The sequence below is a fragment of the Kushneria avicenniae genome, assembly GCF_900112585.1.
Taxonomy (GTDB): domain Bacteria; phylum Pseudomonadota; class Gammaproteobacteria; order Pseudomonadales; family Halomonadaceae; genus Kushneria; species Kushneria avicenniae.
In genome coordinates this window covers 1-22576 of sequence record NZ_FOLY01000009.1, presented here as the reverse complement: position 1 = coordinate 22576, position 22576 = coordinate 1, and the positions used below count along the sequence as shown (strand labels likewise).

Genomic DNA, 22576 nt, shown 5'->3' with positions numbered 1-22576 from the left:
GTCACGGGCTCAGGAGGTCATAAATGGCAGAAACAACAGTCAAGGAATTTGCCGGCAAGGTGGGGCGTGATGTCAGCCGCCTGCTCGAGCAGATGAGTGAAGCAGGTCTGCCGCATAAGGCAGAAAACGATGCGGTCTCCGAAGAAGACAAGCAGACGCTGCTCGACTATCTCACCAGAAGCCACGGGGGCGCTGGTGCGCGTGGTAACAACGGTAACAAGAACCGTATCACCATGACGCGCAAGACCCGCAGCAAGATTCGCACCGGTGATGGTCGCAACAAGACCATCGAAGTGCAGGTGCGTAAAAAGCGTACCTACGTCAAGCGTGGCGATGAAGAAAACGGCGAGCAGGAGCAGCAGGACGCTCAGGCCCCTGCCGCAGAGCAGGCTGCCACGACCGAGCAGGCCGTCAGTGCTTCTACCGAGGCACCGGCAGTTGGCGAAGCGGCGCCCGCTCAGGAAAGCACCGAACAGGCGCAGCCTGTCAGCGACAAGGCCGCACCGTTAGAAGAAGCTGTCGAGGCGCCGGTTCCGGAAAGTGCTGAAGAAGGCGCTCCGGCCGTCGAGGCACCGCCACGTGAGCCGCGTAATGACAACAGCCGGCGCAATACCCGTCGTGGCGAAGGCGGCAAGTCTGCCGGCGGTCGTCGTGACGAGCGCCGCGATGATGCCGACGAGCGCAGCGAGCGTAACGAGCGCAAGCGTGGTGGAAAGAAGGTCAAGCGGGCCGAGCAGCGCCGTGGCAGCCGCCGTGGTGGCAGCAGCCGCAGCGACAATGCCCATGGTTTCCAGAAGCCGGTGCAGAATATCGTGCGTGAAGTGCCTATCCCTGAATCCATCAGCGTGGCGGACCTGGCTGACAAGATGGCCATCAAGGCCAACGAAGTCATCAAGGCCATGTTCAAGATGGGCGCCGCCGTGACCATCAACCAGACCATCGATCAGGATACTGCCGCGATCGTGGTCGAAGAGATGGGGCATACGCCCAGACTGGTTAAAGAAGATGCGCTCGAGACCGAAGTGCTCGAAAACATCTCCTATGAAGGCGAGCAGATCACGCGTGCGCCGGTGGTGACCGTCATGGGTCACGTTGACCACGGCAAGACCTCGCTGCTGGACTACATCCGTCGCACCAAGGTCGCCACCGGCGAAGCCGGCGGCATTACCCAGCATATCGGCGCCTATCACGTTGAACATGAAAACGGCGACCTGACCTTTCTGGATACGCCCGGTCACGCGGCCTTTACCGCCATGCGTGCTCGCGGTGCACAGGCCACTGACGTGGTTATCCTGGTGGTGGCCGCCGATGACGGCGTCATGCCGCAGACGGTCGAGGCCATCGAGCACGCCAAGGCTGCCGGTGTACCGCTGGTCGTGGCGGTCAACAAGATCGACAAGCCAGGTGCTGATCCGGATCGCGTGCGCAACGAGCTGTCGCAGCGCGGCGTGATCTCGGAAGAGTGGGGCGGTGATACCCAGTTTGTTCATGTTTCCGCCAAAAGCGGCGAGAACATTGACGGACTGCTGGAAGCGGTACTGCTGGTCTCCGAAGTACTGGAGCTCAAGGCCGTTCCTGAAGCGCCCGGAAAGGGTGTTGTGGTCGAGTCCCGTCTGGACCGCGGTCGCGGCCCTGTTGCCACCGTCCTGGTACAGACCGGTACGCTCAGAAAGGGCGATGTGGTACTGGCCGGACTCCACTACGGTCGCGTGCGGGCACTGGTCAACGAACTGGGCAAGCAGGTCGATGAAGCCGGGCCCTCCATGCCGGTCGAGATCCTCGGTCTGGGCGGTACGCCGGAAGCCGGTGACGACTTCATGGTGCTGGCTGATGAGAAGAAGGCGCGTGAAGTCGCCAACTTCCGTCAGGGCAAGTATCGCGAAGTGCGTCTGGCGCGTCAGCAGAAGGCCAAGCTGGAGAACATGTTCAGCCAGATGGGCCAGGACGAGACCGCTACCGTCAATATCGTGCTCAAGGCCGACGTACAGGGTTCGCTCGAAGCCATCCGCGGCGCGCTTGAAGAGCTCTCGACCGATGAAGTCAAGGTTGCAGTCGTGTCTTCCGGTGTCGGTGGTATCACCGAAACCGACACCAACCTGGCCGTGGCTTCCAATGCCATCATCGTTGGCTTCAACGTTCGTGCCGATGCCTCCTCGCGTGACATCGTCGACCGTGAAGGGCTGGACCTGCGCTACTACAGCGTCATCTATCACCTCATTGATGAAGTCAAGCAGGCAATGAGCGGTATGCTGGCGCCGGAATGGCGTGAGGATATCGTGGGCGTGGCCGAGGTGCGTGATGTCTTCCGCGCACCGAAGATCGGTGCTGTCGCAGGCTGCATGGTCATCGAAGGTACCGTGCACCGCAACAAGCGCATCCGTGTTCTGCGTGAGAACGTCGTGGTCTACGAAGGTGAGCTCGAATCCCTGCGCCGCTTCAAGGACGACGTCAACGAAGTGCGCAACGGCATGGAGTGTGGCATCGGCGTTCGTAACTACAATGATGTCCAGGTCGGCGACAAGATCGAAGTCTTCGACCAGGTCGAGGTCCAGCGCTCCCTGTGAGTGCTGCCTCCATGACGGGAGCGTCTCATGCGTGAATTCAATCGTACGGATCGGGTCGGCGAGCAGCTGGCCCACGAGCTGGCCCAGCTGATCCAGCGTGAGATCAAGGATCCCCGGCTGGGCATGGTGACGGTCACGTCGGCCGACGTCAGTCGTGACCTGAGCTATGCCGATGTTCACGTCACCCTGATGGGGGAAAATGATCCGGAGCGCATCCGTGAAAACCTTGGGGTGCTCAAGCGCGCCAGTGGTTTTTTGCGGTCTCGTGTTGCCCGGACCATGAAGCTTCGCCACGTGCCGGAGCTTCGTTTCCACTTTGACGAATCCGTCACTCGCGGTCATGAGCTGTCGAGTCTGATCGAGCGCGCCGTGCAGTCCGACCGTGACCGCACTGGTGAAGATGATGAGACAGGCCCGGAGCGCGGCGACTGATGGCAAGACGACGTCGCGGGCGTCCCATCAACGGGGTGTTGCTGCTGGACAAGCACGAAGGCGTAAGCTCCAACCGCGCACTGCAGCAGGTACGCGGGCTTTACCAGGCGCAGAAGGCGGGGCACACCGGAACGCTTGATCCCATGGCGACCGGTCTGCTGCCCATCTGTCTGGGTGAGGCCACCAAGTTCTCCTCCTGGCTTCTGGATGCCGACAAGCGCTATCTGGCCAGCATTCGTCTCGGTGTGGTGACCGATACGGGGGACCGGGAAGGCGAAGTGCTCAAACAGCGTAGCGTTCCCGATCTGGAGGATGGCGACATCGAGACTGTGCTGGCCGATTTTGTCGGCGAGATCGAGCAGGTGCCGCCCATGTATTCGGCGCTCAAGCATCAGGGGCAGCCGCTCTATGCCCATGCCCGCGCCGGACGGGAGCTTGAGCGTGCACCAAGACGCGTGAGCATTTATGATATTGCGCTCACGTCGCGACATGCCCGGGGTTTTTCACTGGATGTCAGCGTCAGCAAGGGCACCTACATTCGTACGCTGGCCGAGGATATCGGCGAGCGTCTTGGCTGTGGGGCCCATCTTGAAGGACTGCGTCGACTCAGAACCGGTCCCTTCAATGACGGCAACATGCTGGATTTCGAAGCGCTGGAAGCCATGAGCGACGAGCAGCGTCTCGAGAAGCTGCTGCCGGTCGATGCGCTGATCAATCATCTGCCGCAACTTGATACCGATGATGACGGTGCCCAGCGCATCCTGCACGGTCAGCCCGTGTCGCTGGATACCAATGGGCTGGAAGAAGGCAGTGTTGCAAGGCTTTATCACGATCACGCGCTTCTGGGCGTGGTCACGGTCAGCGGGCCGGGGCAGTGTTCCCCGCGTCGACTGATCAATACTGCCGGTGAGGACCGGTAGTTTCGCGAAGACTGCAAATATGCGTGGTCTTCGACACTTATCAATGCTCAGGCATATTAAACTGGAGAAGTAACATGGCACTGACTGCCGAACGCAAGGCCGAGATCGTCAAGGAATTTGGTACGGGTGACAACGACACCGGTTCGCCGGAGGTCCAGATCGCCCTGCTGACTGACAATATCGTTACCCTGCAGAGCCACTTCAAGGATCACAAGCAGGATCACCACTCGCGTCGTGGCCTGATCCGCATGGTCAACCAGCGCCGCAAGCTGCTGGATTATCTCAAGCGCAAGAATTTTGATCGCTATCAGCAGATCATCTCTCGTCTGGGCCTGCGTCGCTGATTGCGTCGCCTTTCCGGCAGGTACTGACAGGCGGCTCCCTTCGGGAGCCGCCTGTTTTTGTTATGGCCCGTGGCGAGAGTGACACTCGAGACGTTTGATTTTAAGATGACGTCGAAAGTGAATGAATGGTTTACGAGAAAAGGACAACGCATTGAACGCGGTTAAAAAGACATTTCAATACGGCAACCACAGCGTCACGCTGGAAACCGGTCGTCTGGCACGTCAGGCCACCGGCAGCGTCCTGGTCACCATGGACAACACGGTGGTGCTGTGTACGGTTGTTGCCAGAAAGGACATCAAGCCCGGTCAGGATTTCTTTCCCCTTTCCGTGCACTATCAGGAAAAGACCTATTCGGTCGGCAAGATTCCAGGCGGCTTTTTCAAACGTGAAGGGCGTCCCAGCGAGAAGGAAACGCTGACCTCACGCCTGATTGATCGCCCGATCCGCCCCCTGTTTCCCAAGGGCTTCATGAACGAAGTGCAGGTGGTCTGCACGGTGCTCTCGGCCGAACGTCATCAGGATCCTGACATCGCTGCCATGCTGGGCACTTCCGCGGCACTGGCTATCTCCGGTGTGCCCTTTGCCGGCCCGATCGGTGCGGCGCGCGTGGCCTATACCAACGAGCGCGGGTACTTCATCAACCCTTCTCAGGAAGAGCTGCAGGCTTCTGAACTCGACATGGTCGTGGCCGGCACCGAAAAGGCCGTCCTGATGGTTGAGTCCGAGGCCAAAGAGCTTTCCGAAGACGAAATGCTCGGCGCCGTCCTGTTCGCCCACGAAGAGATGCAGGTGGCCATCAAGGCCATCAACGAGTTTGTGAGTGAAGGTGGCAAGGCCAGATGGGACTGGCAGCCCCAGGCCGATAACTCGGCGCTCAAGGATGCGCTGGCCAACGGCTATGAAGCGGGCATCGGCGAGGCCTATCGGATTACCGACAAGATGGCGCGTCAGGACTGCTTGAATGAGCTCAAGGCGCAGGCGAAGACTCAGCTCTGCGAAGGCGATGCAGCGCTCTATAGCGGCGAAGACGTCAGCAATGGCTTTGCCAAACTTGAAAAGCGCATCGTGCGAGAGCGCGTGCTCAACGGTGAGCCGCGTATCGATGGTCGCGATCATTCCACCGTTCGCGCGCTGGACATCGAAGTAGGGGCTCTGCCGCGTACGCATGGTTCGGCCATCTTTACTCGCGGTGAAACCCAGGCGATCGTGACCACGACGCTGGGCACTACCCGGGATGCGCAGCTGGTTGAAGGTCTGGATGGCGAGCGCCATGACCGCTTCATGCTGCACTACAATTTCCCACCCTACAGCGTGGGCGAGGCCGGCTTCATCGGCTCTCCCAAGCGTCGCGAAATCGGTCATGGTCGTCTGGCGCGCCGTGGCGTTTCTGCCATGCTGCCGTCTGCCGATGACTTCCCGTATTCGATCCGCGTGGTCTCCGAGATTACCGAATCCAACGGCTCCAGCTCGATGGCCTCAGTCTGTGGCTCCTCGCTGGCGCTGATGGATGCCGGCGTGCCGCTGAAGGCGCCGGTTGCCGGTATCGCCATGGGTCTGGTCAAGGAAGGCGAGCGCTTTGCCGTTCTGACCGATATCCTGGGTGATGAAGATCACCTCGGTGATATGGATTTCAAGGTGGCCGGTTCCGCAGAGGGCATCACGGCGCTGCAGATGGACATCAAGATTGAAGGGATCAACGAAGAGATCATGGAAAAGGCGCTGGAGCAGGCCTTCCATGCGCGCCAGCATATCCTGGGCGAAATGAATCACGTGATCGCGCAGAGTCGTGGCGAAGTGGCCGAGCATGCGCCCACCATGGCCCGTCTCAAGATCGATCCCGAGAAGATTCGTGACGTGATCGGCAAGGGCGGCGCGACCATTCGCCAGATCTGTGAAGACACCGGCGCCTCGATCGACATCGACGATGACGGCAGCGTCCGGATCTACGCCGAAACCAAGGCCGGCGCCCAGAAGGCGATGGACACCGTGCTCGGCATCACGGCTGAAGCCGAAGTTGGCAAGCTCTATCGCGGCAAGGTGGTACGTATTGCCGACTTTGGCGCCTTCGTCAACTTCATGCCGGGCACTGATGGGCTGGTACACATCTCCCAGATCGTCCCTGAGCGGGTCAACGATGTTCGCGATTACCTCAGCGAGAACCAGATGGTGACCGTCAAGGTGCTGGACATCGATAACCGCGGCCGCGTCAAGCTGTCCATCAAGGAAGTCGGTGAAGAAGAAAAGTCCGCCTTTGAAGCGACTCTGGAAGAGTAATCTTCCAGTGTTGCTGAATCACGGCGCTTGTTGAACGGGTGCTTTGGTCATGCGGCAGTTCAGGGCCTGATTCCGACATCTTTCGGGGTCAGGCCCTCTTTCATGATTGATCGGCGGCGCAAGGCTGTGGCGGCAGTGCCATGGCTATAAAACAGTGTCATGACCAGAGTGGGCGCGTCATGGCCTGTATACCGCGTTCGCTGACAGGCCCGACATTGACGAAGCCGAGACGCTTGTACAGCCGAACGGCGTGCTCATTGGTCATGGCAACATTGAGCATGGCCTGCGTGGCGCCCATCCGTGCGGCGTGCGCCATGAGATGGTGACAAAGCCTTTCCCCCCAGCTGTTGGCCCCGCCGGTGAGGCGCTACGATAAGCCGACAAAGATGCTGCGGTATGCCCTGTTCACGAAGTGCCAGCTGACCGAAGGCAAGAAGTGCGTCATCTTCTTCCAGAGAAAAGGAGGGTAAGAAGGCCGCCTCAATGTGCTGCCACAGCTGATCAGACGTTGCCGGCCACGTGAGCGAGGGGCCGCCCCACCTGAAAAGCGTTGCCGGCGAGTCGATCCAGTTGATCAGCGCCGTCATGTCCTCGGGCCGAGCGCGGCGCCAGAGCGTCATGAGCGGCAGGGTAGATTGTCGATCAGCCGGGTATTGCCCAGCCAGGCCGCGGCCAGTAGCACCGACCCGGGCTGCCAGGTGCTGACGGGCTGCAGGGTCGTGGCGTCACAGAGGGCCAGATAGTCGGGCCGAAACCCTGCGGCCTCCAGCTGCCGTCGACCCTGCGTCAGTACCGCTTCGCTGTCTTGACCGCGTTCAAGGCGTTGCGCGCTGTCGGCAAGACATTGATACAGCTGACTGGCTCGGGTTCGTGCGTCGCGATCCAGATAGCCATTGCGCGAAGAGAGCGCCAGTCCATCATGGTCGCGTGCAATGGGAACGCCAATGATGTCGATGGGCATGTGCTGATCGCGGACCAGCTTGCGAATAACCGCCAGCTGCTGGAAATCCTTTTCGCCGAAACAGGCGACATCCGGACGGGTCAGATTGAACAGCAGGCTGACCACCGTTGCAACGCCATCGAAATGGCCCGGCCGATGGTCGCCGCAGAGTCCCTGCGAGACCTGCGGCACGCTGACCCGCGTCAGCCCTTCCTGACCCTCGGGATAGAGCGTTTCGACCGCTGGTGCAAACAGCAGGTCGCAGCCGCGCTCGGCCAGTGCGCGCTGATCATCTGCCAGGGTGCGCGGATAGCGGGCCAGATCTTCATCGGGACCAAACTGCAGTGGATTGACAAAAATGGTCGCCACGACGCGATCAGCATGCTGAAGAGCCGCATCCACCAGTCTCAGATGGCCTTCATGAAGATTGCCCATGGTGGGTACCAGCGCCATTCTGAGACCTTCACGGCGCCAGTCGGCCAGTACCTGCCAGAGCGCTGCCACATCCTCGAACGTTTGCATGTCTTGTCCTGTCCGCTGTTAAAAGCAGTGTTCCGGGGAGGGAAAGCTGCGCGTTGTGACTGCTTCGTGATAGGCCCTGAAGGCAGCGCTGATGCTGCCGGTGTCTGCCATGAAGTCCCTGACAAATCGCGGTGCCCGACCGGTGGTTGCCCCGAGCATGTCGTGCATGACCAGAATCTGTCCGTCCACGTCAGGGCCGGCGCCGATGCCGATGACCGGCACTTCAAGGGCGTCACGAATGCGCCCGGCCAGTTCGCGGGGCACGCACTCCAGCAAAATGACGGCTGCGCCGGCCTGCTCCAGGGTTTTGGCGGCCTCGAGCATGGCTTCTGCCTGCTGTGCGTTGCGGCCCTGAACGCGATAGCCTCCGAGCGCGTTAACGCTTTGTGGTGTCAGCCCCATGTGAATACAGACGGGCACGCCGCGCTGTGTCAGCGCTGTGACCGTCTCGGCAAGCCACGCCTCGCCTTCGAGCTTGACCATGTGCGCACCGGCCTGCATCAGTTGCCCGGCCGCCTGAAGGGTCTGGACCGTTGTGGTATTGGTCATGAAGGGCAGATCCGCCATGATCAGGCTGGTCGTATCGGCCCGCGCCACGCAGCGGGTGTGATAGATCATGTCCTGAAGCGTTACGGGCAGGGTGGAAGCATGGCCCTGCAGGACCATGCCCAGCGAGTCGCCGATCAGAAGAACCTCGATGCCGGCATTGCCGGCCAGCGTCGCCAGGGTAGCATCATAGGCAGTCAGGCAACTGAACGGCTGTCCGGTCCTGCGACGTTCGTTCAGGGTCTGAAGGGTAATGGGGTGACGCATGCAGTCCTCGATACTCGACAGCCGGTGTGGCAGCTCGAGTCTAGAGTCAGAGTGACAGGCGCTTCAAGTCATTCGAGGGCTGCGCGGCCGGCAACTGATCCAGGCGCTGGCCGTCCGGCAGGCAGAAATCGGGGGTGATCTCCAGCATGGGGTGGACCACAAAGGCGCGCTCGCCAAGCCAGGGGTGAGGCACCACCAGCCGCGGCAGATCGAGCATCTGATCGTCATACAGCAGCAGGTCAAGATCCAGCGTTCGCGGCCCCCAGTGACGCTCTCGCACGCGTCGATGGCGCTGCTCCAGCGCCTGCAGCTGATCCAGCAGTGCAAGCGGTGAGAGGCGGGTGCTCAGAACCGCCACGGCATTGATGAAATCGGGCTGATCCTGAGGGCCGACCGGGCGACTGCTGTAAAGGCAAGAGCGCGCCTTGATCGTGGTCAGGGGGAGCGCTGCCAGATCCTCCAGCGCCGTCAGTATCTGCTGACGAGGATGGCCCAGATTACTGCCCAGCCCGATCCATGCGGCATGACTCACTCCTGCTGATCCCTGGGGCGGCGGCGCCGACGACGTCTGGGTTTACGGGTCGGCATGGGCATGCTCTCGGGCGCATCGTCATCGATGGCAGCATCGTCGTGCCCCTGCTCGACCTTTTGCACCATTTCGCGCTGCTGGCTTTCGCTGGCGTCCTGAAAGCGCGTCCACCACTGCCCCAGACCGGAAGCAATCTCGCCGGCGGATTCTCTGAGCAGCAGGAAATCATAGGCGGCGCGAAAGCGTTGATGTGCCAGTGTCTGGAACGGACGTTTGCCTCGTCGGCGCGGCAGCATCAGCTGCATGTCCCAGATTTCACGCATGGGCAGGCTGAAACGTTTCGGAATGGACGTATGCTGCAGCTGCCGATTGAGTTCCTGCTGAGAGGCCTGCTGGGCTGCCGGCACCGGCGGGATGCCGTCCTCGATCAGCCGGGCGGTCTGCGCCACCGTGGCCGGCCAGAGCAGTGCGGCATATAAAAAGGCCGGTGTCACCGGCTTGTCGGCCCGAATGCGCTCATCAGTATTGATCAGTGCCTGTTCGACCATGGGCAGCGCCCAGTCCAATTGATCAAACGACTCCTCGGTGCCCGGAAACAGCATGGCAAAAAGGCCGTGACGCCTTAGCGCATGGAAGGTGCTCAGGGCATGACCGGAGAGAAACAGCTTGAGGACCTCTTCAAACAGTCGCGCCGGTGGAATCTGCAGCAGCAGCGGCGCACAGGTTTCAAGCGGCGCTTCGGTCTCGGCGGCCAGGGTGAAATCCAGCTTGCTGGCAAAGCGAACGGCACGAAGCATGCGCACCGGGTCTTCACGATAGCGAAGATCGGGATCGCCGATCAGACGCAGCACGCGATGCTCGAGATCCTCCAGGCCGCCGGTCCAGTCATGAATGGCAAAGTCGCGGACGCTGTAATAGAGCGCGTTGACGGTAAAGTCGCGGCGCAGGGCATCCTCGTCGACGCTGCCCCAGACGTTGTCGCGCAGCAGCAGTCCCTCTTCGGACTGATGCGAATGGCGATCGGCCTGGTCGTTGTCATGGCCACCGCGGAAGGTGGTGACCTCAATGATTTCACGGCCAAAGCGGACATGAACAATGCGAAAGCGGCGGCCGATCAAACGGGCGTTGCGAAAGACGCCGCGAACCTGCTCCGGGGTGGCGTTGGTCGCCACATCGAAATCCTTGGGAACCTGCCCGAGCAGGGAATCTCTGACGCACCCCCCGACAAGATAGGCTTCAAAGCCCGCCTGGTTAAGGCGATAGAGTACCTTCAGCGCATTGTCGCTGAGCATTCGCCGGGAAATGGGGTGTTGATCACGAGGAAGAATGGTGGGCGTCAAGGTGAAGCCATGTTGACCTGAGGAAAATTCCGGAGCCGACCGTTTTGGCCATCATGCTCCGATCTGTTTGCGCCCTGTTGCATCGGAACGCCGATCAGAAGCTCAGTGTAGCCGAGCAACAAAAGCTTGCAAAGCAGGCTGTCATACAACCCGATGTCCGGCAATAAAAACGGGGAGACAATTCGTCTCCCCGCAATCGTGCTTTATTATGATTTTTTCGTGATGGCGCATCGCCCTGAATACGTACCATGTTCACCAAAGTCATCATGCCGTGGTGTCTTGTTGTTGTGTTCTGACGGCTGTGAACATCTCGTATTCAAAACAATCTTCCATGACGACAGCCATAGGGCTGCTCCAGTGATCTTGTTGTTGTTCTGGAGTGTCGCAGGGTTATGTTGTTGTTGTCGTACAACCACTGCAGGGACATCGTATTCCGAGAGCGGGAGGCGATTATTGTTGTTGTTGGCGCCTCCAGTGTTGCCAGCCCCCTGTTGTTGTTATTCGGGCCCTGACAACCAGCATGTTCATGACATGCCTTGTTTATTGTTGTTGTGACAGGCTGTCTGATCGATGCCTGACCGTTGTTGTTCTTGTTGGTGGCCGGCACGTGCGATCGGTTTTATTCTTCTTCAGTCGCTTTGGTTGGAGCAGAATACGTGCCACATTAAAAAATAACTTTTATTTTCAAAAGGCTGCCTGTTTTTACGAGTGCTGCGCGGCATCAGTGGAGACGAAGAAAAAATACGTCATATCTTCTATTGCACTTACGTAGTGCAGAAATGATGCGCTAATGCCTTTTATTAGTGCACTGTCCTTGTTGGCTAGGGTCAGCATACGCGCAATATGACGTAAAAAAAGACGACGATGGTCGATATAGGTCATTTTGATGTCGTGCGCTGAACATCCTGCATGGACAAATTATGAGGCTGCCAGTGATTGATGGCGGCTTTCAGCTGTTCGAACACGCTGGCATGACGCAGATCGGACGCTGGAGACTGTCCCAGCAGTGTCAGTGCTTCGTGCAGCAACGGGCGAACGGCGTGATCCTGGCAGGGGAGTGCGGGGGCCAGATTCTGCTTGGAAAGTTTCTGGCCATTGCCGGCGATGACCAGCGGCAAATGCAGATAGGCCGGCGTTGGGTAGCCCAGTGCCTGCTGCAGTCGAATCTGCCAGGGGGTGTTGTCGAGCAGGTCGGCGCCGCGAACAATATCCGTGATGCCTTGGCGAGCATCGTCGACCACGACGGCCAGCTGATAGGCCCAGAGGCCGTCACGTCGCTTGAGTACGACATCGCCCAGCGCCGGCAGTGACCAGCACTGCTGCCCCAGCCGTCTGTCCTGCCAGCAGATTTCCGGCTCGCCGAGGTCGGTACGCAGGCGCCAGGCACAGTCCCGTTCGGGATGCCCTGACCCGTGGCGACACCAGCCCGGATAGATACTCGAGTGTTGCCACTCCTTTCTCGTACAGCTGCAGGGGTAGGCCAGGTTCTGTGCCGTGAGCGATGCCAGTGCCTTCTGGTAATCAGTGTCGTGATCGTGCTGATATTCGACAGGGCCGTCCCAGACAAGGCCGAAGGCGTCGAGCTGTTCAAGAATGGTATCGCTGGCACCGGTCGGGCAGCGGGGCGGGTCAATATCCTCGATACGCAGCAGCCAGCGCCCACCTCGGGCGCGAGCGTCAAGCCAGCTGGCAAGTGCCGCCAGAAGCGACCCGAAATGCAAAGGCCCCGAGGGCGTTGGCGCAAAGCGACCAACCACCGCGGGGCCGTTGTCGTATCCTGTGCCCGGCATTCAGCCTCCGAGCTGTTTTTCCTTCAGTTCCGATAACGTCTTGCAGTCCACGCACAGCGTCGCCGTGGGTCGGGCTTCAAGACGGCGAATACCGATTTCGATGCCACAGGCGTTACAGAAGCCGTAGTCATCCTCGTCGATTTTCTCGATGGTCTCGTTGATTTTCTTGAGCAGCTTGCGCTCGCGATCGCGTGTGCGCAGTTCAAGGTTGAAGCCTTCCTCCTGCGTGGCGCGATCGGCTGGATCAGCATAGTTGTTGGCGTCTTCCTGAAGGTGGCGAACGGTACGATCCACCTCGGCCATCAGATCGGCTTTCCAGCCGAGCAGAATCCGGCGAAAGTGTGCCAGCTGCTGCTCGTTCATGTACTCTTCGCCCGGCGATGGCTCGTAGGGCGTAAAATTATCAGGCGACTGCGTCTCGGCTACTGCCATGGGAATTGCCTCACTGCAGGTAGTGGCGATGCCGTAGGCCCGCAAGCGTCTTTCTGAGTACCGCATCGCGTGATTCAGGGTAGTGCTATTTATAGGATATCCAGGCCGATTGCAACCTGCATTGTACGAAAGACAAGGGGCCTGAAGAGGGCGCCATGACATCTCCAGCGCATACGATATTGATCACGGGTGACGCCGCATGAAACTGCCACCGCTCTGGTCCGGTGTGCTTATCGCGCGCTACAAGCGCTTTCTGGCCGATATCCGTCTTGATGACGGCCGGGTCATTACGGCCCACTGCCCCAATACCGGCTCGATGCGCGCGGTCAACATGCCCGGATGCCGGGTCTGGGTGTCCTGGCATGACAACCCCAAAAGGCGGCTGGCCTGGACCTGGGAGCTGATCGAGCTTCCGGATGGTGCGATGGCTTCCATTCATACCGGGCGCGCCAATGCGCTGGTACAGGAGGCCATCGAAAGCGGCGGCCTCCTCTTTGGTGACAGGACGTGGGATCTGAAGCGTGAGGTCAGGGTAGAAGATTCAAGGCTTGATTTTCGGTTGACATCGGCGAGCGGTGCGGTCGTCTGGCTCGAGGTCAAGCAGGTCACATTAAAGGAGGCGGGCCGTGGCTATTTTCCGGACTCTGTCAGCGCCCGCGGACGGCGTCATCTGGAAACGCTGATGGCGCTGCGCGCGGCTGGCGACCGGGCCATGCTGGTCTTTCTGGTCGCTCACAGCGGTATCGCGAGTGTTCAGCCGGCAGAGCATCTTGATCCCGGCTATGCCCAGACCTTTCGTGCCGCGTGTGATGCCGGCGTCGAAGTGGTCATGCTGGGCTGTGACATCACGCCGGAGCACATTACAGCCCGGCGCTATCGCCGCCTGCACTGAGATCAGGTGGCGCTGTCGGGTCCTGCCAGCTCACGGTCGCGCAGATAGGTGATTTTTGTCTTGCCGTGCGCCGCCGGTCGCCCGTCATTGCCCATGTTGACGAAAACGATCTCGTCGATGGTCAGAATGTTTTTATGGGTGATCTTGTTGCGGACCACGCAGTGCAGGGTCAGCGACGTCTTGCCAAAACGGGTAGCTGTGATACCCAGCTCGATGATGTCACCCTGCCGCGCGCTGGAGACAAAATTGATGGAGGACATGTATTTGGTCACCACGCGCGAATTGTCCAGCTGGATGACGGCGTAGATGGCGGCTTCTTCATCGATCCATTTCAGAAGACTTCCCCCGAAGAGCGTGCCATTAGGGTTGAGATCCTCGGGCTTGATCCACTTGCGGGTATGAAAGTTCATGTTCAGGCCTCGCTGAGCGTCTTGGCAGAATGGCTTTAATATACCAAAGTCCAGGGTGCTCGGCGTTCCCGGATCAGCGGCGCACCCTGAATATGGCATCCTGACCAAACAGGTTGGGCCAGCGCCGATGGCGCCACTGCCCTTCACGACTGCCGTTGCCCACCGCACGGTCGGTAATGGTGTGTCCCTGCATGCGACACAGATCGGAAAAATCCCGAAAGGTCGACAGGTGGATATTGGGCGTGTCATACCAGGCGTGAGGCAGCGAACGGGATACCGGCATGCGGCCCTTGAGTCCCAGCGACAGGCGGTGACGCCACCAGGCAAAGTTGGGGAAGGCGATGATGCACTCATGGGCGACCCGCAGCATTTCATCAAGCATCAGGTCGGGGCGTCTCAGTACCTGGAGTGCCTGAGTCATGACCACCAGATCGAAGGCGTCATCGGGAATATTGGCCAGTCCCTGGTCAAGGTCCTGCTCAATGACGTCCACCCCCTTTTCAAGGCAGCGCGAAATGCCGTCGCTGTCGATCTCAAGACCATAGCCCGTGACCTGCTTGTGCCGGGACAGCGCCGCCAGCAGGGTGCCATCGCCGCAGCCCAGGTCGAGTACGCGAGCGCCCTGAGGCACCCAGCCATAGATCAGTTCAAGATCGGCACGCATTATGAAGGGTCCCCGGCAGCATGTTCCACGTCGTTGGCGATACGCGTCATGAAACCGCCCAGTACGGCCTCGTAACGCTCGTTGGGCAGAAGGAAGGCATCGTGCCCGTGCGAGGAGTCGATATTGGCATAGCTGACGTGTTTGCCGGCGCGCAGCAGAGCGTCCACCAGCTCGCGCGAACGCGCGGGGGCGAAGCGCCAGTCGGTTGTGAAGCTGACGACCAGAAAGCGACAGGTCGCGGTGGCCAGCGCCCCGGGTAGATCATTACCGTGCTCGCCGGCCGGGTCAAAGTAGTCAAGCGCCTTGGTCATCAGCAGATAGGTATTGGCATCAAAGCGCGTCGAGAAGGTATCGCCCTGATAGCGCAGATAGGATTCCACCTCGAACTCGACGTCGTAGCCATAGTTGAGGCTGTCGGTGCGCAGGTCACGACCGAACCTGGCCCCCATCGAGTGCTCCGACAGATAGGTGATGTGGCCGACCATGCGGGCCAGCCGCAGTCCCTGTCGGGGCAGGGTCTGATGCTCGCTGTACCAGCCGTCAAAAAATTCGGGATCGGATCGAATGGCCTGACGCGCGACCTCGTTGAAGGCAATGTTCTGCGCCGAGAGCCTCGGCGTGGCGGCAATCACGGCTGCGTTGGCAATCCGCTCGGGCAGGCTCATCGCCCACTGCAGGACCTGCATGCCCCCCAGACTGCCGCCCACTACGGCCGCGAAGCGCTGGATGCCCAGCCGGTCGGCCAGCATGGCCTGGCTGTTGACCCAGTCAATGACGGTCATGAGTGGAAAATCGGGGCCCCAGATGCGACCGGTGGTCGGGTTGTCGCTCGAGGGACCGGTACTGCCGTGGCAGCCGCCGAGATTGTTGACCGAAATCACGAAAAAGCGGCGGGTATCGATGCTCTTGCCGGGGCCGATATGCGCATCCCACCAGCCGGGCTTGCGATCATCGACGTGATGATAGCCGGCCGCATGGTGATGTCCCGAGAGGGCATGGCAGATCAGAACCGCATTACTGGCAGTCTCGTTGAGCGTCCCATAGGTTTCATACACCAGCTCAAAGGCCGGGAGCTCACGGCCGCAGGCCAGCATCAGGGGCGTATCGAAGCGGGCGACCTGCGGCGTTACCAGGCCAGCCGAGGTAGAAGACAGTGTCTCGGGCATCAGCATTCAAATCCGGTCAGACAGGGCAGGCCGGAGTCATGACCCACCGTCGGAGGCGCACTGTAGCATATTGCCGCAGGGGGCGGGGGAGAGGCATCAAGGCGGCTGTCGTGTCCGGGACACGACAGCCTGACGATGGCTAGATCAGCGGGGCGAGCGGACCGGCAGCGCGGCTGAGCGTGCCCACCAGAAAGCTGTCGAGCACGTTGATCAGCAAAAAGACCACGATGGGAGACAGATCGATCATGCCGATGGAGGGAATGACGCGCCGTACCGGCGCCATGATGGGTTCAGTGATCTGATAGACCAGCAGTGCACCGGGATGGCCGGACTGGGGGGCGACCCAGCTCAGGATGATCATGATGATCATGGCAAAGAAATAGATCTTCAAAATGGCATTGATCACGCCGGCCAGCGCCGCAATGGCCAGAAGCCCGATGGGCGGGAAGCCAAAGATGGCCATACAGATCAGGGCAATACCCGCCATCTTGAACACCAGCGCGACCACAAGCGTTGCGATATCGATCGGTCCGGCAGGTCTCAATACGCGCTGAAGGGGGCCCACCACCGGCGAGGTCGCCTTGACGATTGCCTGGCTGATGGGGTTGTAGTAGTCGGCACGTGAGGCGTGCAGCAAAAAGCGCAGCATCAGCACAAACAGATAAAGGTTGATCAGGGTATTGACCAGCATGATGCCGGTATCGCCCAGTGCGCTCCCCATGGAGACTCTCCGTTATGTCGTCACAAGATGACAGATACAGTGAATTTACTGATCCCGCAGTTCACGTGCCAGCGATTCGGCACGTTCGAAACAGGCCAGTGTGGCATCATCCACCATTTTCTCGAAGCCGGCCTGTTCAAAACTGGCAATGGCGCGCTCCGTAGTTCCTTTCGGCGACATGACCTGTTGCTTGAGCGTTTGCGGGTCATGTTCGCTTTCGCTGGCCATGTTGGCGGCGCCCAGTGCTGTCTGGATGGCCAGCCGCCGTGCTGTTTCGCGTGACAGCCCCCGTTCCACGCCGGCATTTTCCATCGCTTCCAGCATGTAGAAAAAGTAGGCAGGCGCGCTGCCGGCGATCGCCGTCACGGCGCTGAGCTGGGTCTCTTCCTCGACCCATTCAACGATTCCCACAGCCGACAGCAGATCGCTGGCCAGCGCCCGGTGATCCTCGCCAGAACCGGGGGGGGCGTAAAGGCCTGTCGCGCCCTTGCCCACCAGTGCTGGCGTATTGGGCATGCAGCGCACGATCGGCAGGCTGTCATCGCCCAGCCACTGGCTCAGCGTGTCGATGGTCAGCCCGGCCGCAATGGAGATGATCAGCGGTCGACTGATCTGCAGCGCTTCCTGAAGCGGCTCGCAGACCTCGCGCATGATCTGTGGCTTGACGGCCAGAATGACGACATCGGCGTCGCTGACGCCTGCCACATTGTCGGTAGTGGTATGAATGCCGTAGCGCGCCCGATGCTGCTCGAGCATGGATTCATCCGGAGACGTCGCCGTAATGGCCTCGGCCGGATAGCCATTGTCGATCAGCCCGCCAAAGATGGCGCTGGCCATGTTGCCGGCGCCAATAAAGGTCAATTGACTTGCCATGAAGGATATCCTTGTTGTCGGGAGGTTCAGTCGCGGCTGCCGAAGATGGCTGTTCCAAGTCTGACCAGCGTGGCGCCCTCGTCAATGGCGGCTTCCATGTCACCGCTCATGCCCATGGACAGCGTGTCCAGAGGTGCCTCGGGATAGCGCCCGACCAGGTCCTCGAAAAGCTCACGCAGGGCGGCGTGAGGAAGACGCTGCCGTGATGGATCATCGCTGATGGCCGGAATCGACATCAAACCGCGCAGTTTCAGATTCGGCAGTGCCAGTACCTGTTCAGCCAGTGCCGGCAGCGCTTCGGGCGTTACGCCCGATTTGGAAGGCTCTCGACTGATATTGACCTGCAGGCAGATATTGAGAGGCGTCAGGGTGTCCGGACGTGCCTCGCTCAGGCGCCGCGCAATCTTCTCGCGATCCACGGTATGGACCCAGCTGAAATGCTCGGCCACGTCACGCGTCTTGTTGGACTGAAGTGCGCCGATGTAGTGCCATTCGATCTCCTCAAGATCTGCCAGCGAACGCTGCTTCTCCATCGCTTCCTGTAGATAGTTCTCACCGAAAAGGCGCTGGCCGGCCTCGAACGCCTCTCTCAGCAGCGCCGCCGGTTTGGTCTTGCTGACCGCCAGTACTGCTGCGCTGTCGGCCGGTCTGCCGGCATCGACCAGAGCTTGCTCAAGTCGATGGCGTGCCGCGACGATAGTGTGTGATATCAGGCGGCCCTGATCCGGGGTCGCGCGTGTTGGCTGATCGCTCATGAGTGATCACTCTGTTGTGACGTCCGGAACTGTGAACACATGGATATTACCGAACTGCTGGCTTTTACGGCAAAACAGGGGGCCTCGGATCTGCATCTGTCGGCAGGCTTGCCGGCCATGATGCGTGTCGATGGTGACATTCGTCGGCTCAATGCCCCGGCACTGGACAGTAGCGATGTCCATCGTCTGCTGGCGGCTGTGATGAGCGAGGCGCAACAGCAGGCCTTCAGGACGTCGCTGGAGCTCGACTTCTCCGTTGATATTCCCGGTGTCTCCCGATTCAGGGTCAACGCCTTTCATCAGGACCGGGGCGTTGCCGGCGTCTTTCGTACCATTCCCTCCCATGTGCCGAGCCTTGAATCGCTGGGGCTCGGTGAAGCCTTTCGCCGGCTGGCGTCCTGCTCGCATGGTCTGGTGCTGGTGACAGGGCCGACAGGGTCGGGCAAGTCCACGACGCTGGCGGCGATGGTCGATCACATCAACGGCGCCCGCGCCCAGCATGTGCTGACCATCGAGGATCCCATCGAGTTTGTGCACCACTCTCGACGGGCGCTGATCAACCAGCGTGAAGTGGAGCGTGACACGCACTGCGTGACCAGCGCTCTGCGCTCGGCGCTGCGTGAGGATCCCGATGTGATTCTGGTCGGCGAGATGCGTGATCTGGAAACCATGCGCCTGGCCCTGACAGCGGCCGAGACCGGCCATCTGGTGCTCGCCACGCTGCATACCACGTCAGCGGCTCGCACGGTGGATCGTATTGTCGATGTCTTTCCGGGAGATGAAAAGGCGATGGTGCGCGCCATGCTGTCCGAGTCGCTTCAGGGGGTCATTTCCCAGCAGCTGGTGCGCCGTATCGGCGGCGGCAGGATCGCCGCCCACGAAATTCTGATTGCCACGCCTGCCATCCGCAACCTGATCCGCGAGGACAAGGTGGCGCAGATCTACTCAGCGCTGCAGACCGGTGGCGGGTTGGGCATGCAGACCATGGAGACGGCCATGTCGAGGCTGGCGGCCGATGGGCTGATCGTGCGCGACGAGCATGGTGGCTAGTCGGTTTTTCTGACCTGAATGGTTTTGCTCGATCAGCGCTCGTAAACACCGCCCAGAATGCGCGGTCCGGCTGCGCCGGTCACCGGCGCCAGATTGCCAGGCAATCCTTCCAGTCGCCGCCAGGCAAGCCAGGCAAAGGCGCCGGCTTCCAGCCAGTCCGGTGACCAGCCCAGTGATTCACAGCGCTCGAGTCTGACCGGCGAAAGCCGACGGGCCAGTGCATTCATGAGGGCGTCATTATGGGCACCGCCGCCGCAGGGGACCACACAGGTGTTGGCGCGGGTGTCGGCCTTTAAATGGCGCTCCAGTGCCCGAGCAATGCTCTCCACGGTCAGCGTCAATAGCGTAGCCTGAACATCGATCGGTGACTCACCGTTTAAACGCGCCTCCAGCCACGACAGATGAAAGTGCTCGCGACCGGTACTCTTGGGAGGCGGTGTTTCAAAAAAGGGATCACTCAACAGCCGCGCCAGCAGGGGCTGCTGGCAGTTGCCCTTCATGGCCCAAGCACCGTCGCGATCAAAGCGACCTTTCTGGTAGCGGGCGTACCATCCGTCCAGCAGGGCGTTGGCCGGGCCGGTATCAAACCCTGTAACCGGCGTCTCGCTGTTCTCGGGCGGCAGCAGGGTAATATTGGCAAACCCACCCAGATTAAGCAGTACTCGCCACTGGTTCTGGTCACGAAAGAGCGCCTCGTGAAAGGCCGGCGCCAGTGGCGCCCCCTGACCGCCGGCGGCAAGGTCCCGACGCCGAAAGTCGGCCACGACACGACAGCGGGTCAGCTCGGCCAGACGCGATGGGTTGTCGAGCTGCCATGTGTAGGGAAAGGGGCCGTCCGGTCGGTGCTCGATGGTCTGGCCATGACTGCCGATGGCCTTGATGGACTCGACATCGTGGCCGCTTTTATCCAGCAATGCGTGAACAGCCCTGGCCTGAAGCTGACAAAACGCTTCTTCGGCTTCGGCCAGCAGTTCAAAGCTGGCTTCTCCGGCATGGCACAGCTGCCACAGCTGGCGGCGCAGCGGTTCCGGCATTTCAATGCCTGTCGCCTCCAGCAGTACAGGTCGCTGATGGTGGCTGCATTCCACCAGGGCTGCATCAATACCATCCAGACTGGTGCCGGACATCAGGCCTATTACAAGACTCATCTGCTTACTCCTGCCAGGGCGTCTCCGCGTTTGACGCCATGCTATCATGGCCCACATTTCTCGCTGTCCCCATGCACCGGGATGAACAGTTGCGACAACCTGAAAACAGGAGATGCAGGTCATGGCCGATGTTGCCGATGCGCTGGCGCTGATCAAGCGTGGCGTCCACGAGGTACTGGTAGAAGAAGAGCTGGAGAAAAAGCTCTCGCTGGGACGGCCACTGCGCATCAAGGCAGGCTTTGATCCCACGGCGCCTGACCTTCACCTGGGGCATACGGTGCTTCTGAACAAGCTGCGTCAGTTTCAGGACCTCGGCCATGAAGTGCTGTTTCTGATCGGCGATTTTACCGGGCGTATTGGCGACCCCACCGGCAAGAGTGTGACGCGAAAGCCTTTGACGGAAGAAGACGTCATGGCCAACGCGCGGACCTATCAGGAGCAGGTGTTCAAGGTGCTTCACCCTGAACGTACCAGGGTAGTCTTCAATGCACAGTGGATGGGCGAGATGTCTGCTGCCGATCTGATTGGCCTGGCCGCCCAGAGCACCGTGGCGCGTATGCTGGAGCGTGATGATTTCGAAAAGCGCTATCGGGGCAATCAGCCCATCGCCATCCATGAGTTCCTTTATCCCCTTATACAGGGCTACGACTCTGTAGCGCTGGAAGCTGATATCGAACTTGGTGGTACTGATCAGAAGTTCAATCTGTTAATGGGGCGTGAGCTGCAAAAGCATTACGGGCAGTCACCACAGGTTGTTCTGACCATGCCGCTGCTGGAGGGTCTGGACGGCGTACAGAAGATGTCCAAGTCGCTGGGCAACTATGTCGGTATTACCGATCGCCCCGGTGAAATGTTCAACAAGATCGTCTCCATGCCCGACTCGCTCATGTGGCGCTACTTTGAGCTGCTCTCGCTCAAGCCAATGGATGAAGTCAGATCGTTGATGAGTGATATCGACAACGACGCCAACCCGCGCGATATCAAGATGGTGCTGGCACGCGAGCTGGTCGCTCGATTTCATGGTGAGGAGGCTGCTGCCGGCGCGCACCGTGCCAGTGGCAACCAGCTCAAGGAAGGGGAGCTGCCCGATGACCTGCCTGAAGTGGCAGTCGACATCGAGGATATGGAAGAAGCGCCCATTGGCTTGATCCTGAATCGCGCCGGTCTTGCCACCAACAGCGCTCAGGCAAAGGACATGCTGAAAAACGCCCGGGTATGGGTAGACGGTAGTAGTGTCGAGCCGGGGCACATGCTGGCAGTGGATAACGAATACGTGATTCAGGCCGGTAAAAAGCGCTATGCCAGAGTCCGTGTGCAGAGGGCATAACTCTATTCCTGGACAAGTCATACATCTGCAGCAGTTTTTGACGCAAAAAATTTGGACATTACCGCTACAGTCAGGTAGCTTTGTACACACACCGAGGCAGCGAGCGCACGGAAGCGTTGCACCCATGGAAGGGAAGCCTTGGTGTAAATTTCAGACATCACCATGGACGGTGGTGTTTCAGGATCGGGAAGATCCAAAGGCCCGCAGCCGAAATCAGCTGCGGGCCTTTTCTTTATAAGGAGTGGAGGCCTTCAACGAAGGCACGATGATCCACGTGTAGTAACCCCGGCAGAAGATATAAAACCACCTCGGTAAATCTTTTTGAAAAAAGGGGTTGCGTCTCCAGTGGGTGATCTATAAAGTACGCATCCGCTGCCACGGAGCACACGGCGACGAGGCAGCGGGGAAGTCTGCAGGTGATTGTTTTGACTTGGGTTTTGGTCACTTCAATCGGATTCGATTCCAGTCGCTTGCTTCCGCATCGAAAAAAAAGAGGTTGACTTTTCGATGCAGGGCTGTAAAATGCCCACTCTCTCGAAGCAGCCGCCAACGGCGCTGACAACATCTTCGAGACGCTCTTTAACAAGTCGATCAGGCAATTTGTGTGGGCGTCTGGCTCGCGTGACACCAGTCACATAGATATTCGAGCAGACGAACACTCGTCAAGAG

General features: G+C 59.9%; 21 protein-coding genes and 1 pseudogene. 8 read left to right on the top strand and 14 right to left on the bottom strand.

The window, feature by feature from the left end; translation table 11 throughout:
- Nucleotides 1-23: 23 nt before the first annotated feature.
- The 5 genes from infB to pnp all read left to right on the top strand — a co-directional run bounded on the left by infB (nt 24) and on the right by pnp (nt 6535).
- Complete coding sequence (gene infB, locus BM079_RS15785) at nt 24-2564, top strand: translation initiation factor IF-2 (protein WP_090136045.1); 2541 nt, start codon at nt 24-26, stop codon at nt 2562-2564.
- Between the two features lie 27 nt (nt 2565-2591).
- Nucleotides 2592-2996, top strand: coding sequence for a 30S ribosome-binding factor RbfA (gene rbfA / locus BM079_RS15780; protein ID WP_090136043.1), 405 nt, complete (start codon nt 2592-2594; stop codon nt 2994-2996).
- The gene (truB, locus tag BM079_RS15775) at nt 2996-3916 is read left to right on the top strand and encodes a tRNA pseudouridine(55) synthase TruB (protein WP_090136041.1); all 921 of its coding nucleotides are present in this window, start codon (nt 2996-2998) and stop codon (nt 3914-3916) included. Before rbfA ends, truB begins: the two co-directional genes overlap by 1 nt.
- Before the next feature lie 74 nt (nt 3917-3990).
- Nucleotides 3991-4260: a 30S ribosomal protein S15 gene (gene rpsO / locus BM079_RS15770; RefSeq protein ID WP_090136039.1), complete on the top strand. Its 270-nt coding sequence runs from the start codon at nt 3991-3993 to the stop codon at nt 4258-4260.
- Nucleotides 4261-4411: 151 nt separating this feature from the next.
- The gene (pnp, locus tag BM079_RS15765; protein ID WP_090136037.1) at nt 4412-6535 is read left to right on the top strand and encodes a polyribonucleotide nucleotidyltransferase; all 2124 of its coding nucleotides are present in this window, start codon (nt 4412-4414) and stop codon (nt 6533-6535) included.
- Between the two features lie 157 nt (nt 6536-6692).
- Here the strand turns inward: pnp and BM079_RS16660 are convergent.
- The 7 genes and pseudogenes from BM079_RS16660 to dksA all read right to left on the bottom strand — a co-directional run.
- A pseudogene (locus tag BM079_RS16660) lies at nt 6693-6863 on the bottom strand (GNAT family N-acetyltransferase); the annotation flags it as partial.
- Nucleotides 6864-7151: 288 nt separating this feature from the next.
- A complete protein-coding gene (gene panC, locus BM079_RS15760) occupies nt 7152-7997 on the bottom strand; it encodes a pantoate--beta-alanine ligase (protein ID WP_090136035.1) in 846 nt (281 codons plus the stop codon).
- An 18-nt stretch (nt 7998-8015) separates the two neighbouring features.
- Nucleotides 8016-8810 (bottom strand): 3-methyl-2-oxobutanoate hydroxymethyltransferase, encoded by a 795-nt coding sequence (gene panB, locus BM079_RS15755; protein ID WP_090136033.1) that lies wholly within the window; start codon nt 8808-8810, stop codon nt 8016-8018.
- Nucleotides 8811-8856: 46 nt separating this feature from the next.
- Nucleotides 8857-9342, bottom strand: coding sequence for a 2-amino-4-hydroxy-6-hydroxymethyldihydropteridine diphosphokinase (folK, locus tag BM079_RS15750; RefSeq protein ID WP_090136031.1), 486 nt, complete (start codon nt 9340-9342; stop codon nt 8857-8859).
- The gene (gene pcnB / locus BM079_RS15745; protein WP_217639718.1) at nt 9339-10631 is read right to left on the bottom strand and encodes a polynucleotide adenylyltransferase PcnB; all 1293 of its coding nucleotides are present in this window, start codon (nt 10629-10631) and stop codon (nt 9339-9341) included. Before pcnB ends, folK begins: the two co-directional genes overlap by 4 nt.
- A 926-nt stretch (nt 10632-11557) precedes the next feature.
- Nucleotides 11558-12469: a tRNA glutamyl-Q(34) synthetase GluQRS gene (gluQRS, locus tag BM079_RS15735; RefSeq protein WP_090136027.1), complete on the bottom strand. Its 912-nt coding sequence runs from the start codon at nt 12467-12469 to the stop codon at nt 11558-11560.
- Entirely contained in the window at nt 12470-12901 is a 432-nt protein-coding gene (gene dksA / locus BM079_RS15730; protein ID WP_380059418.1) for an RNA polymerase-binding protein DksA, read from the bottom strand. It lies immediately after the preceding gene.
- A gap of 199 nt (nt 12902-13100) precedes the next feature.
- Here dksA and sfsA point away from each other — a divergent pair, with 199 nt between their 5' ends.
- On the top strand, nt 13101-13793 hold the full coding sequence (gene sfsA / locus BM079_RS15725) for a DNA/RNA nuclease SfsA (RefSeq protein WP_090136025.1): 693 nt from the start codon (nt 13101-13103) through the stop codon (nt 13791-13793).
- Nucleotides 13794-13795: 2 nt separating this feature from the next.
- Here sfsA and BM079_RS15720 read toward each other — a convergent pair whose 3' ends face one another.
- The 6 genes from BM079_RS15720 to BM079_RS15695 form a co-directional block, all read right to left on the bottom strand.
- Nucleotides 13796-14203, bottom strand: coding sequence for an acyl-CoA thioesterase (locus tag BM079_RS15720; protein WP_090136023.1), 408 nt, complete (start codon nt 14201-14203; stop codon nt 13796-13798).
- Between the two features lie 73 nt (nt 14204-14276).
- Complete coding sequence (metW, locus tag BM079_RS15715; RefSeq protein WP_090136021.1) at nt 14277-14867, bottom strand: methionine biosynthesis protein MetW; 591 nt, start codon at nt 14865-14867, stop codon at nt 14277-14279.
- The gene (gene metX / locus BM079_RS15710) at nt 14867-16033 is read right to left on the bottom strand and encodes a homoserine O-succinyltransferase MetX (protein ID WP_090136147.1); all 1167 of its coding nucleotides are present in this window, start codon (nt 16031-16033) and stop codon (nt 14867-14869) included. The genes metW and metX overlap by 1 nt, the downstream gene beginning before the upstream one ends.
- A gap of 139 nt (nt 16034-16172) precedes the next feature.
- Nucleotides 16173-16754: a YggT family protein gene (locus BM079_RS15705; RefSeq protein WP_090136019.1), complete on the bottom strand. Its 582-nt coding sequence runs from the start codon at nt 16752-16754 to the stop codon at nt 16173-16175.
- A 45-nt stretch (nt 16755-16799) separates the two neighbouring features.
- Nucleotides 16800-17627, bottom strand: a complete 828-nt coding sequence (gene proC, locus BM079_RS15700; RefSeq protein WP_090136017.1) for a pyrroline-5-carboxylate reductase — start codon at nt 17625-17627, stop codon at nt 16800-16802.
- A gap of 26 nt (nt 17628-17653) precedes the next feature.
- Nucleotides 17654-18382, bottom strand: coding sequence for a YggS family pyridoxal phosphate-dependent enzyme (locus BM079_RS15695; RefSeq protein ID WP_090136014.1), 729 nt, complete (start codon nt 18380-18382; stop codon nt 17654-17656).
- A 39-nt stretch (nt 18383-18421) separates the two neighbouring features.
- On the opposite strand from BM079_RS15695, the gene BM079_RS15690 reads away from it, so the two are divergent.
- Nucleotides 18422-19432, top strand: a complete 1011-nt coding sequence (locus BM079_RS15690) for a type IV pilus twitching motility protein PilT (protein ID WP_090136012.1) — start codon at nt 18422-18424, stop codon at nt 19430-19432.
- Nucleotides 19433-19464: 32 nt separating this feature from the next.
- Here BM079_RS15690 and BM079_RS15685 read toward each other — a convergent pair whose 3' ends face one another.
- Entirely contained in the window at nt 19465-20580 is a 1116-nt protein-coding gene (locus tag BM079_RS15685) for an anhydro-N-acetylmuramic acid kinase (protein WP_090136010.1), read from the bottom strand.
- 121 nt (nt 20581-20701) lie between these two features.
- On the opposite strand from BM079_RS15685, the gene tyrS reads away from it, so the two are divergent.
- Nucleotides 20702-21907 carry a tyrosine--tRNA ligase gene (gene tyrS / locus BM079_RS15680; RefSeq protein WP_090136145.1) on the top strand — a complete coding sequence of 402 codons (1206 nt, stop codon included), beginning with the start codon at nt 20702-20704 and terminating at the stop codon, nt 21905-21907.
- Nucleotides 21908-22576 lie beyond the last annotated feature (669 nt).

What these genes read in the sequence shown, in the direction of transcription:
- dksA (WP_380059418.1), bottom strand. Translation starts at nt 12,901, where the DNA reads ATGGCAGTAGCCGAGACGCAGTCGCCTGATAATTTTACGCCCTACGAG.
- rbfA (WP_090136043.1), top strand. Translation starts at nt 2,592, where the DNA reads ATGCGTGAATTCAATCGTACGGATCGGGTCGGCGAGCAGCTGGCCCAC.
- BM079_RS15695 (WP_090136014.1), bottom strand. Translation starts at nt 18,382, where the DNA reads ATGAGCGATCAGCCAACACGCGCGACCCCGGATCAGGGCCGCCTGATA.
- BM079_RS15720 (WP_090136023.1), bottom strand. Translation starts at nt 14,203, where the DNA reads ATGAACTTTCATACCCGCAAGTGGATCAAGCCCGAGGATCTCAACCCT.
- gluQRS (WP_090136027.1), bottom strand. Translation starts at nt 12,469, where the DNA reads ATGCCGGGCACAGGATACGACAACGGCCCCGCGGTGGTTGGTCGCTTT.
- metX (WP_090136147.1), bottom strand. Translation starts at nt 16,033, where the DNA reads ATGCCCGAGACACTGTCTTCTACCTCGGCTGGCCTGGTAACGCCGCAG.
- sfsA (WP_090136025.1), top strand. Translation starts at nt 13,101, where the DNA reads ATGAAACTGCCACCGCTCTGGTCCGGTGTGCTTATCGCGCGCTACAAG.
- tyrS (WP_090136145.1), top strand. Translation starts at nt 20,702, where the DNA reads ATGGCCGATGTTGCCGATGCGCTGGCGCTGATCAAGCGTGGCGTCCAC.
- infB (WP_090136045.1), top strand. Translation starts at nt 24, where the DNA reads ATGGCAGAAACAACAGTCAAGGAATTTGCCGGCAAGGTGGGGCGTGAT.
- panC (WP_090136035.1), bottom strand. Translation starts at nt 7,997, where the DNA reads ATGCAAACGTTCGAGGATGTGGCAGCGCTCTGGCAGGTACTGGCCGAC.
- BM079_RS15705 (WP_090136019.1), bottom strand. Translation starts at nt 16,754, where the DNA reads ATGGGGAGCGCACTGGGCGATACCGGCATCATGCTGGTCAATACCCTG.
- BM079_RS15685 (WP_090136010.1), bottom strand. Translation starts at nt 20,580, where the DNA reads ATGAGTCTTGTAATAGGCCTGATGTCCGGCACCAGTCTGGATGGTATT.
- panB (WP_090136033.1), bottom strand. Translation starts at nt 8,810, where the DNA reads ATGCGTCACCCCATTACCCTTCAGACCCTGAACGAACGTCGCAGGACC.
- BM079_RS15690 (WP_090136012.1), top strand. Translation starts at nt 18,422, where the DNA reads ATGGATATTACCGAACTGCTGGCTTTTACGGCAAAACAGGGGGCCTCG.
- pcnB (WP_217639718.1), bottom strand. Translation starts at nt 10,631, where the DNA reads ATGCTCAGCGACAATGCGCTGAAGGTACTCTATCGCCTTAACCAGGCG.
- rpsO (WP_090136039.1), top strand. Translation starts at nt 3,991, where the DNA reads ATGGCACTGACTGCCGAACGCAAGGCCGAGATCGTCAAGGAATTTGGT.
- metW (WP_090136021.1), bottom strand. Translation starts at nt 14,867, where the DNA reads ATGCGTGCCGATCTTGAACTGATCTATGGCTGGGTGCCTCAGGGCGCT.
- proC (WP_090136017.1), bottom strand. Translation starts at nt 17,627, where the DNA reads ATGGCAAGTCAATTGACCTTTATTGGCGCCGGCAACATGGCCAGCGCC.
- truB (WP_090136041.1), top strand. Translation starts at nt 2,996, where the DNA reads ATGGCAAGACGACGTCGCGGGCGTCCCATCAACGGGGTGTTGCTGCTG.